Genomic DNA, 10,393 nt, shown 5'->3' on the forward strand with positions numbered 1-10,393 from the left:
AAAACAAGTCTAAATGTACGCCCCCTGCTAGGATTTCCGCTGTCTCGGCAGGGTAGACCTTTTTGGACACGTAAACTCAAAGGACTTGTGGCAATGAAGATCCGATTTGGATGAAGGTCACTCAATCGTACGCACACGGCCGAGATATCGTAATGTATCAATGGCCTATGTTTTGATGCTTCACCTGAATGGCTTCATGGAGGCAGTTTGACGCAATAGCGTGTCTAACCACAAGATTTCGTTAAGGATTGGACTTCCCACTCACGACACCAGCTTCTAGGGTGCTCTGAAAGAAGATCTACAAGCAAAGCGGGTATATAGTGGCGGATGCGAAAAAAAGCGATCTCGGCTTCGAGGCAGAGCTATTTAAGGCCGCCGATAAGCTGCGCGGCAACCTTGAGCCGTCTGAATACAAACACGTCGTCCTCGGTCTCGTCTTCCTGAAATACATCTCCGAGGCATTCGAAAGCTACCATGCTAAACTGACCGAAGACGAGTACGCAGACCCCGAGGATCCCGAAGAATACCTCGCCGAAAACATCTTCTGGGTTCCGACAAAGGCGCGCTGGTCCAACCTGCGAAACAAGGCGCGTGATCCCAACATCGGCAAGATCATAGACGACGCGATGGAAGCGATCGAGCGCGTACCGGCCAACGAAAAGCTTAAAGGCGTCTTGCCCAAGAACTACGCGCGCCCCACGCTCAACAAGGAGATGCTGGGAGACTTGATCGACCTCTTCTCCAAGATTGATATGCGCGGCAACGCGACCGAGGCCCGCGACCTGCTGGGCCGCGTCTATGAATACTTCCTATCGGGTTTTGCGTCCTCCGAAGGCAAGCGCGGCGGCGAATTTTTCACGCCCCGTTCGGTCGTCAAGACCCTCGTCGCCATGCTGGAGCCGAAAAAAGGCCGCGTCTATGATCCCTGCTGCGGCTCGGGCGGCATGTTTATTCAGTCTGAGAACTTCATCGAAGACCACGGTGGCCGCCGCAACGACATTTCGGTCTATGGGCAGGAAATCAACCACACCACATGGCGTCTGGCGATGATGAACCTTGCCGTTCAAGGCATCGACGCCGAGATCAAGTGGAACAATGAGGGCTCCTTCATCCGCGATGAACTGCCCGACCTACGCGCCGATTTTGTCCTCGCCAACCCGCCCTTCAACATCTCGGACTGGGGCGGCGAGCGGCTTACGGATGACGGGCGCTGGAAATACGGCACTCCGCCCAAGGGCAACGCCAACTATGCCTGGCTGCAACATATCCTGCATCATCTGGCCCCGCGTGGCACGGCAGGTGTGGTGCTGGCCAACGGTTCCATGTCCTCGCAGCAATCAGGCGAGGGTGACATTCGTAAGGCCATGATCGAGGCGGACAAGGTCGACTGCATGGTCGCCATGCCGGGGCAGCTGTTCTATTCCACGCAAATTCCCGCCTGCCTGTGGATCTTGGCCAACGACAAATCCGCCAATGGCCACCGCGACCGTAAAGGCGAGGTGTTGTTCATCGACGCGCGTCAGATGGGACATATGGTCGATCGTGTGCGCCGCGACTTCGACGACATCGAGATCGACAAGATCGCTGAGACCTACCACCGCTGGCGGGCCAAAGCGCCGGATCAGCCCTATGAGGACGAAGCGGGCTTCTGCAAATCCGCCGATCTCGACGCGATCCGCAAGCATGATTACGTCCTGACGCCGGGCCGCTATGTTGGTGCTGTGGATGAAGAGGATGACGGCATCCCGTTTGAGGAGAAATTCGCAGCCCTCGCCGTCCGGCTTGACGCGCAAATGACTGAAAGCGCCCGCAAGGCCGGTCTGATCCGTCGCACCCTTGGACGCATCCCGGGAGGGCCGCAATGAAGCTGGAGCTGTCATCTTTTGAAAAGGCGCTGTCCTCGCTTGGTGAGGCATTGGCGGAATACGACCGCACCCAAAGCCAGTTCGTCAAGGACGCCTGCATCCAGAGGTTCGAATACACCTACGAACTGGCCCATAAACTGCTGAAGCGGCAGTTGGAGGCGATGTCGGCCAACCCGTCCGAGATCGACCAGATGAGTTTTCCCGACATGATCCGGTCAGGCGCGGAACGCGGGCTGCTGGCCAATGGTTGGGATGAGTGGCGTCGCTTCCGTGATGCGCGCAACGCGACCAGCCATGCCTACAATGAGAAAAAGGCGAACGAGGTCTTCGAGCGCATCCCCGCCTTTCGGGATGAGGCGGCGTTCCTGCTGGCCAGTTTGCAAGAGCGTAACGCGGAATGACCGCCAAGATCGATATCAGCCCCGAACAATTGGCCATCGTGCAGCGGATATTGAAAGATCATCTGCCCCTGGGAACGCTGGCATGGGCCTTTGGCAGCCGCGTGACATGGACGGCCAAACCCTTTTCCGATCTGGACATAGCGCTGGAAGGGGCCGCGCCCTTGTCCCCCGATGTGCTGATCGATCTGGAGGAGGCTTTTGATTCCTCGGACCTGCCATGGAAGGTGGACGTGATCGACCTGAACGCCGTGTCGCCGGAGTTTCGGACGATTGTAGAGCGGCAGAGGGTGCCTGCGGATTGGAAAGACGTCACGCTTTCCGATGTTTCTGATCCGTCTAGAAAGATCACATACGGAATTGTCCAACCGGGGCAGTTGCACTCAGAAGGCGTGCCGATTGTTCGGGTGAACAACTTCAGAGGCAATAGCTTAGACCTCACTGATCGGCTGGCTGTTTCACCTGAAATAGAGGAAAAATACCGCCGCTCTCGACCTAGGCCCGGTGACCTTTTGATTTCGCTTGTAGGCTCAATCGGCCAGCTTTCTATTGCACCTCCCGAAATTGAAGGTTGGAACTTGGCCCGCGCTGTTGGGCTAGTGCCCTTCGCAAATCAGGCTGTTGCCAATTGGTCGTTCTACTCTCTGCAATCGACAGCCTCGCAAGACTTTATGAACCAGCGAGCCAATACGACTGTCCAAACAACTTTTAACCTGAAAGATCTTGCGAAAATACCGATCCAACTGCCGCCAGAGTGGGAAATGGCTGGAATCTTGACCACCCTTCAGGCCCTCGACGACAAGATCGAGTTGAACCGGCGGATGAATGAGCCGTTGGAGGCGATGGCGCGGGCGGTGTTTCGGGATTGGTTCGTGGATTTTGGCCCCACCCGCCGCAAGGCCGCAGGCCTCACCGACCCCGCCGCCATCCTCGGCGGCCTCCTCCCCGACCCGACCCAAGCCGCCCCCCTCGCCGCCCTCTTCCCCGACAGCTTCGGAGCAAACGGCCTGCCGGAGGGGTGGAAAGAGCGCGAAGTTGGCGACCTTAGCCCTGTTGTCGGCGGCGGAACCCCCAGCACCAAGGAATCCGCGTTCTGGGATGGCGGAACGCATAACTGGGCAACGCCCAAGGATTTGTCGAAACTCTCGGGCCTGTTCTTGCGCGAAACCGAACGGCAGGTAACAGATGCGGGCCTCGCCAAGGTCAGTTCGGGCCTGTCCCCCGTTGGAAGCGTCCTGCTCTCGTCCCGCGCGCCGATTGGCTATGTCGCCATCGCCGAGAAGCCTGTCGCGGTGAACCAAGGCTTCATCGTCATGCAGCCCACCCCGGCATTCCCGACGGAGTTTGCCTATTTCTGGACGCTGGAAAACCTGGACCTGATCAAGGCGAACGCCAACGGCTCGACCTTCCAGGAAATCAGCAAGAAGAACTTCCGCCCCCTGCGGGTCAACCACGCAGGCGAAGACTTGGTGGCAAAATTTGCTGAAGTCGCGGGACCAATGATGGACCTGATCCGCAACAACGAACAAGAAAACCAAACCCTCGCCGACACCCGAGACCTCCTCCTCCCCAAACTCATGTCCGGCGAACTCCGCCTGACCGGCGCGGAGGGTGTGGTATGAGGGGATCGCTGCTGCACAGCTTGCTGGAACTGGCCCATGCGACCTCGCAGAACCTCGGGTTCGCGCATCGGGACGACGTCCATGTCAGCTATGGCGAGGAGACGATCACCGAAACCAACCTGCTGGAACTGCGCCGCCGCCATCCGGCCATCATCACGCTGAACACCTTCGGCAAGAAGAAGGAGGCCAAGAACGGCGCGGATTGGGAATGGCACATCATCGGGCGGCATAGGACGTTCCGCATGCGCGTGCAGGCCAAACGGCTGCAGAAGGACGACAAGCTGAAGATTCCCCATAAGGTGAAATCATCGGGTGACCAGCAGATCGACCTGTTGATCAAGGATGCAAAAGCGAACCGCCTGAAACCGGTCTACTGCCTGTATTCCGCCGAGCGACAGCGCGACCACTGGAAAAAGGAAAACGTCGGCGGGGGCTATGAAGCCTTCGAGGCGGGCTGTCTGCTCGCGCACGCGCAGACCGTGAAGGCCATGATACCCAAAACGCTCGCCGATATCGAGACGGACTGCGTGCCTTGGCATTACTTGGTGGAGCGGCGGGACTACGCCCAACGGAGCCTGACTGACGTGTTGGCCCTAGACGGAAGCATTCTGCGTTTCATGGTCTCCTCTACCGATGTGAGGGTCGCGACCGGCTCTGACCGTTCGCGGGACAGCGCGGCTGCAGGAGGATTTCCCACGCTCGATGAATTGAACGCCCCTGATCGTCCGGAACGGGAGATCGAAGGCCTCGTAGAAGTTGACGAGCCGGAGTTTGAACGCCGAGGGAGCGAGGCAGAATACCGCGAGCGCGGTATCGGTCGTCTGGTCAAGATAGATGTTCGCGAGTTTCCGGAGCGTCCCGAGCCGAAGGGCCAGCCGGATGAGTGATACGAAGCTCACCATCGAGGACCTTCGCGCTAAGCTGGAGTCGTTGCCGATCTGGCCAGACTTCCGAGAAGGCGATCCAGCAGTCGACGGGCTAATCCCAACCTGCCGCGTTGAGAGCTGGGAGAAGTTCCTAGAGGCGATGCGTGATCCTCAGCACAACCGCGCAGCCAGCGAATGGGTCTATCGCGGGCAACGCGGAGGCGACTGGCCTCTTGCCTCGACCCTCGGGCGCAAATTCGACGGGGGCAGCATTCCCGCAGATAAGCGCCAGCAGCTCTTGTCGCAATTCGAGCTCGCCATGCGCGGTCGCGGATATGACCTGAGCGCCTTTAACGGCGATGATGCAGAGATCGAGAAATGGGCGATCGGCCAACACAACGGTTTGCTTACGCCCCTGTTGGACTGGACGCGATCGCCGTTCATAGCCCTGTTCTTTGCCTTCAACACTGCCGATGATGCAGAGAAGAACCCGTCTCGTGCTGTTTATTGCGTGAACATGTCGGCGCTACGGGATGCGCTGGGCGATCAGACCCTTTTCCGTGACCCGATGGGACATAACAACAGCCGCCTGGTCAATCAGGCGGGCCTGTTCACCATGATTCCCGATGACGACGACAATTTCGCCAGCTACGTCATCAATACACTGCAGGAAGAGGGTGTTGTCAGCGCTGAACCGGTTACTCAAACGGCGACTGTCGAAAGCCCTGATTCACAGGAATCCGTCGTTGAGTATACGGTCACGGACAATCTGTCAGATCAACTGAAACTGTACATCCAGAAGATTCATATTCCCAACGCTGGTCGTATGGATTGCCTCGCCACGCTTCGCAAGATGAACATTCACAACGGCACCTTGTTCCCTGACGCGCAAGGGGCCTCGCTTTATTGCAACGACTGGCTCGAACGCATCCTGCGCGAAGAAAAAGCGGAGCGTGAAAAAGCTGCCGAGCGGGCAACCCGTTCAACTTCGTCGGCAACGACGAGAGAAGTCATTGAGGCTGCACCTGACGCATTGGGGGCCGTCAAGGCCGTTCTTGGACAGATTCTTGGCGACGATTACTCGCCCGAAGACAAAGATGACTTCGCCACTCGCCTCTATGAGCGCTTTCAAAAAGATCAATCGTTTGAGTGGTATCTTGCAGATAGCAAAACCGCCAAGGTCAAGACCGGGCAACGTCGTTTGGCTGCGGCCTTCGGCTTTTCCGAAAGCCTCCGCGATCAAGTGGTCGATGAGTTGGTTCAGTTCTACAAAGCGACGGCGAGTGGAGATGCTGAGTAATGTTTAACGAAGACCTCGTCGAACAAGCTGCGCTGGCCATTTTGCAGGATCAGGGCATTCCCTATCTGGGGGCAGATGTGATCTCGCCCGATGGCACGGGCCCAGAGCGCGGGTCCTATGGCGAGGTACTGTTGATTGGGCGACTGGAAGAGGCCGTGGCGCGGCTGAACCCCCACATCCCCGAAGATGCCCGCCGGGACGCGCTACGCCAAATCACCGGCGCTGCTTCGCAAAGCCTGACCGAGGAAAACCGGCGCATCCATAAGCTGCTGGTCAACGGCGTGGACGTGGAGTTCCAGGCGGATGACGGTACGATCCGGGGCGACAAGGTCTGGCTAGTCGATTTCGAGGACCCGCAGGCCAACGACTGGCTGGTGACAAACCAGTTCACCGTGATCGAGGGCAAGCACAATCGCCGCCCGGATGTGGTCGTGTTCTTGAACGGTCTGCCTGTCGCGGTGATCGAACTGAAGAACGCTGCCAGCGAGGCCGCAACCATCGAGGATGCCTTCGCCCAGCTACAGACCTACAAGCTGCAAATTCCATCCCTGTTCCGCACGAACGCGGTGCTGATCAGTTCGGACGGGTTGCTAGCCCGGATCGGGTCGCTGACTGCGAATGAAGAGCGGTTCATGCCTTGGCGCTCTGTCACCGGCGGGGCGGGGGATTTCACACCCGAGGGGCCGCAGGAAATGGCGACGCTGCTAAAGGGCGTGTTCGACAAGGGGCGCTTTCTGGAGCTGATGCGTGATTTCACGGTGTTCGGCGATCTGGGCGAGGGGCCGTTCAAGATAATCGCGGGGTATCATCAGTTTTTCGGTGCGCAAAAGGCATTGGCCAGCGCGATCGAAGCAACGCAGCCGAAGGGCGACCGCAGGATCGGTGTGATCTGGCACACACAAGGATCGGGCAAATCGCTGCTCATGGCCTTTTTCGCCGGGCTGTTGGTGCGGAGCCCCGCGATGGAGAACCCGACACTTATTGTCCTGACCGACCGGAACGATCTGGACGATCAACTTTTCCAGACCTTTGCCATGACGAAAGACCTGATCCGGCAGACGCCCGAGCATGCGGAAAGCGGGGAAGAGCTGCGCGATTTGCTGGCCCGGCAATCCGGCGGCGTGATCTTCACGACCATGCAGAAGTTCGCCCCGGAGAAAGGCGAGGAGCGGTTCCCAACCTTGACAGACCGTCGGAACGTGATCGTCATCGCCGATGAGGCGCATCGCAGTCAGTACGGTCTGGGTGCAAAGGTGAACACAATGACCGGTGAGCGGAAATATGGATATGCCCACTATGTACGTCAGGCGCTCCCCAATGCCTCGTTTGTCGGCTTCACCGGTACGCCGATTGAGACTGCAGACGTAAATACCCCAGCGGTTTTTGGTGACTATGTCGACATTTACGACATCACCCGGGCCGTCGAAGACAAGGCCACGGTGCCGATCTACTATGAGAGCCGGTTAGCCCGGATCGAACTTGACGAAGACGAGAAGCCAAAAATTGACGAGGAAATCGCGGCGATCCTCGAAGACGATACGCTGTCTGAACAGGAGAAGACCAAGGCTAAGTGGAGCACCGTCGAAGCGCTGGTCGGTGCAGAAAGGCGGCTGAAGCAAGTGGCCGCCGATCTTGTAAAGCACCTGGAAGCGCGGACTTCTGCCCTTGGCGGAAAGGCCATGGCGGTCTGTATGAGCCGCCGGATCTGCGTGGCGCTCTACAACGAGATCATCATGTTGCGCCCTGACTGGCATTCGGACGACGATGGCGGTGGTGCAATTAAAATCGTGATGACGGGTTCCGCCTCTGACCCGTTGGAATGGCAAGCCCATATCGGCAACAAGAAGCGACGTGACGATCTAGCTAATCGGGCACGCGACCCTGACGATGGGCTGAAGTTGGTGATCGTTCGCGACATGTGGCTGACTGGGTTTGATGCCCCCTGCATGCACACCATGTATATCGACAAGCCCATGCGAGGTCACGGGCTTATGCAGGCCATTGCGCGGGTCAATCGTGTCTTCCGTGACAAGCCTGGGGGATTAGTCGTTGATTACATCGGTGTCGCCCAGAATCTCAAAAATGCACTTTCCCAGTATTCAGACGCTGATCGAGAGCGCACGGGCATCGACGAAGAACAAGCCGTCGCCCTGCTCGCTGAAAAACTTGATGTCGTACGCAACATGTTTAACGGACATGATTACGGCGCAGGGCTCGACGGAGCGGCACAGGACCGCCTAAAGGCGCTTGGAGATGCTGTAGACTGGATCGTCGGACAACAGACTGATTTCGCGCGGCGCAAGTCATCCGACGCCGACAGGAAGAAGGAGCTCTCACGTTTTCAAAATGCGGCGCTTGAGCTGTCGCGAGCTTTTGCTTTGGCCTCCTCATGCGACCTAGCAAAAACCGTTAAGGATGAAGTTGGTTTCCTCCAGGCGGTCCGTGCCGCAATGACGAAAACCACGGTTAAGGGAAAGCTTTCTTCTCGAGCGAAACAGTTTGCGATTGAGCAACTGGTGAACAAGGCGGTCGCAGACGCTGAAATTGTTGATATTCTCAAGGCCTCAGGCATCAAGACGCAGGACATCTCAATTCTCTCAGATGAATTTCTACTCGAGATCCAGTCGATGGAGCGCAAAAATCTCGCCTTAGAAGCCCTCAAAAAACTTCTAAACGGCGAAATCAAAAGCAAAGCGAAGCGCAATGTTGTTGAAAGCCGCGCGTTCAGCGATCGCCTTGAGGATGCAGTAGCACGTTACCATTCAAACGCAATTTCCACTGTCGAGATGATTCAAGTGCTTATCGACCTTGCCCATGATGTCAAAGCGTCAGAGGCTAGAGGTGAAACACAAGGCATGTCTGATGAGGAGTTGGCCTTTTACGATGCCTTGGCGCAAAATCAGAACGCAGTAGATGTTATGGGCAATGCGCAACTTCGTATCATTGCCCATGAGCTTCTCGAACAGGTACGCGGGAACGTCACCGTGGACTGGCACAAAAAGGAAAGTGCTAGAGCCCGGATGCGAATCCTAGTCAAACGAATTTTAAAGCGATTTGGCTATCCCCCCGATTTATCATCAGAGGCTGTACAGATTGTCCTTGAGCAGGCCGAAACACTGCTCAAGGAGGTTTATTGACCGTGCTTTGAATGTCGGGTTGGCTGCCGTAAAATTTTGAATATTGCAAAATGGCTTATCGAAGAGATGAATCCCCTTGCAGCAATTACCTAGCGAGCGAACTAAGTCGTTCGATATTTTCAGAGGGCATGGGAGAGCAGCGTGGAGCTTTTAGCTGAAACGATTGGAGGAGCCAACATCAGGCTAGTTGGCGACAATCGCTACCGGCAAATCTTAGTCCGTCGACACGCCAGCTGGCCGGAGGTTAGACGGACCGTGCTATGGGTCGGTATGAATCCATCGATCGCGGACAAGCGGATTGATGACAACACTTGTCGTCGGGAGCAGCAGAAATCGAGAATCCTTGGCTTTTCCAAGTATTTCAAAGGAAATGTCTTAGACATTATGCAGACTGATCCAGGCTTGATCCCACGCGAATTAGGGGCTGCTCGCACGGATAACAATTTGGATTGTATTCGGGAAATGGCACTTAAGTCAGATTGGGTTTTTCTGGCCTACGGTTCTATGCCTGCTAGGTTTCGCCCTGCAATTGATGAGACCCTAGCCGTATTGTTTGCTACTGGGCGGCCAATGGCTTGTTTTGGTCGCAATGGTGATGGATCACCTAAGCACACCAGAGCCTTAGCCAATGTCGAGATACCGTCTCAGCCCCAACAGCTAGTAGACATTCGTTTGGAATATGAGCCTTAAGATCAAATTTATGTAGTTCTTTAAAAAGGTCTTGATTGAAGGCGTGGGCTCGCAAAGTGAGCTTTCTCATCCCGTGGTGTAAAAGGTGGTATGTTTTCTATAGTGAAATCTTTTTCCCTTTTTAATCAGTTGCTTTCAGTTTATAATGGGCGGACTTCGTCTCCGCCATTTTCCTGGCACTAAAAATCACCTTACCCGTTGTATTTAAAGTAAAATATGGGGGTTTGGCTTTTTTTACGAACCCCTTTTGGCTGTTTTTGCTATACATTTCGCTATACAAATTGATATACATCGTCATCTTCTAGGTGGTTCAAATATGATCAAGTTGCGCGGCAAATCCTATCAGCTCTACAAGCGCGTGCCTGCTCGATATGCCGAGGTCGAAGAACGATCGCTTATTTGGCAAAGCCTTCATACTGACTCGGTATCCGTTGCTAGTGAGCTACCCCCCGAAAATCGGACACTGACGTAAGCTGCGATTTGTAGTTTGCTGATCTTCAACACGAAGGAGATCA

General features: G+C 56.0%; 7 protein-coding genes. All 7 read left to right on the top strand.

The window, feature by feature from the left end; translation table 11 throughout:
- Nucleotides 1-320: 320 nt before the first annotated feature.
- The 7 genes from WNY39_RS15370 to WNY39_RS15400 all read left to right on the top strand — a co-directional run bounded on the left by WNY39_RS15370 (nucleotide 321) and on the right by WNY39_RS15400 (nucleotide 9,878).
- Nucleotides 321-1,865: a class I SAM-dependent DNA methyltransferase gene (locus WNY39_RS15370; RefSeq protein ID WP_342846908.1), complete on the top strand. Its 1,545-nt coding sequence runs from the start codon at nucleotides 321-323 to the stop codon at nucleotides 1,863-1,865.
- Nucleotides 1,862-2,266: a nucleotidyltransferase substrate binding protein gene (locus WNY39_RS15375; RefSeq protein WP_342846910.1), complete on the top strand. Its 405-nt coding sequence runs from the start codon at nucleotides 1,862-1,864 to the stop codon at nucleotides 2,264-2,266. Before WNY39_RS15370 ends, WNY39_RS15375 begins: the two co-directional genes overlap by 4 nt.
- On the top strand, nucleotides 2,263-3,885 hold the full coding sequence (locus tag WNY39_RS15380; protein ID WP_342846912.1) for a restriction endonuclease subunit S: 1,623 nt from the start codon (nucleotides 2,263-2,265) through the stop codon (nucleotides 3,883-3,885). Before WNY39_RS15375 ends, WNY39_RS15380 begins: the two co-directional genes overlap by 4 nt.
- A complete protein-coding gene (locus WNY39_RS15385) occupies nucleotides 3,882-4,772 on the top strand; it encodes a DUF6615 family protein (protein WP_342846914.1) in 891 nt (296 codons plus the stop codon). Before WNY39_RS15380 ends, WNY39_RS15385 begins: the two co-directional genes overlap by 4 nt.
- On the top strand, nucleotides 4,765-6,051 hold the full coding sequence (locus tag WNY39_RS15390; protein WP_342846916.1) for an FRG domain-containing protein: 1,287 nt from the start codon (nucleotides 4,765-4,767) through the stop codon (nucleotides 6,049-6,051). The genes WNY39_RS15385 and WNY39_RS15390 overlap by 8 nt, the downstream gene beginning before the upstream one ends.
- Nucleotides 6,051-9,188, top strand: a complete 3,138-nt coding sequence (locus WNY39_RS15395; RefSeq protein WP_342846918.1) for a type I restriction endonuclease subunit R — start codon at nucleotides 6,051-6,053, stop codon at nucleotides 9,186-9,188. The genes WNY39_RS15390 and WNY39_RS15395 overlap by 1 nt, the downstream gene beginning before the upstream one ends.
- Nucleotides 9,189-9,329: 141 nt before the next feature.
- On the top strand, nucleotides 9,330-9,878 hold the full coding sequence (locus WNY39_RS15400) for a DUF1643 domain-containing protein (RefSeq protein WP_342846920.1): 549 nt from the start codon (nucleotides 9,330-9,332) through the stop codon (nucleotides 9,876-9,878).
- Nucleotides 9,879-10,393 lie beyond the last annotated feature (515 nt).

The sequence above is a fragment of the Sulfitobacter sp. AS59 genome, from assembly GCF_038899995.1.
GTDB lineage: Bacteria > Pseudomonadota > Alphaproteobacteria > Rhodobacterales > Rhodobacteraceae > Sulfitobacter.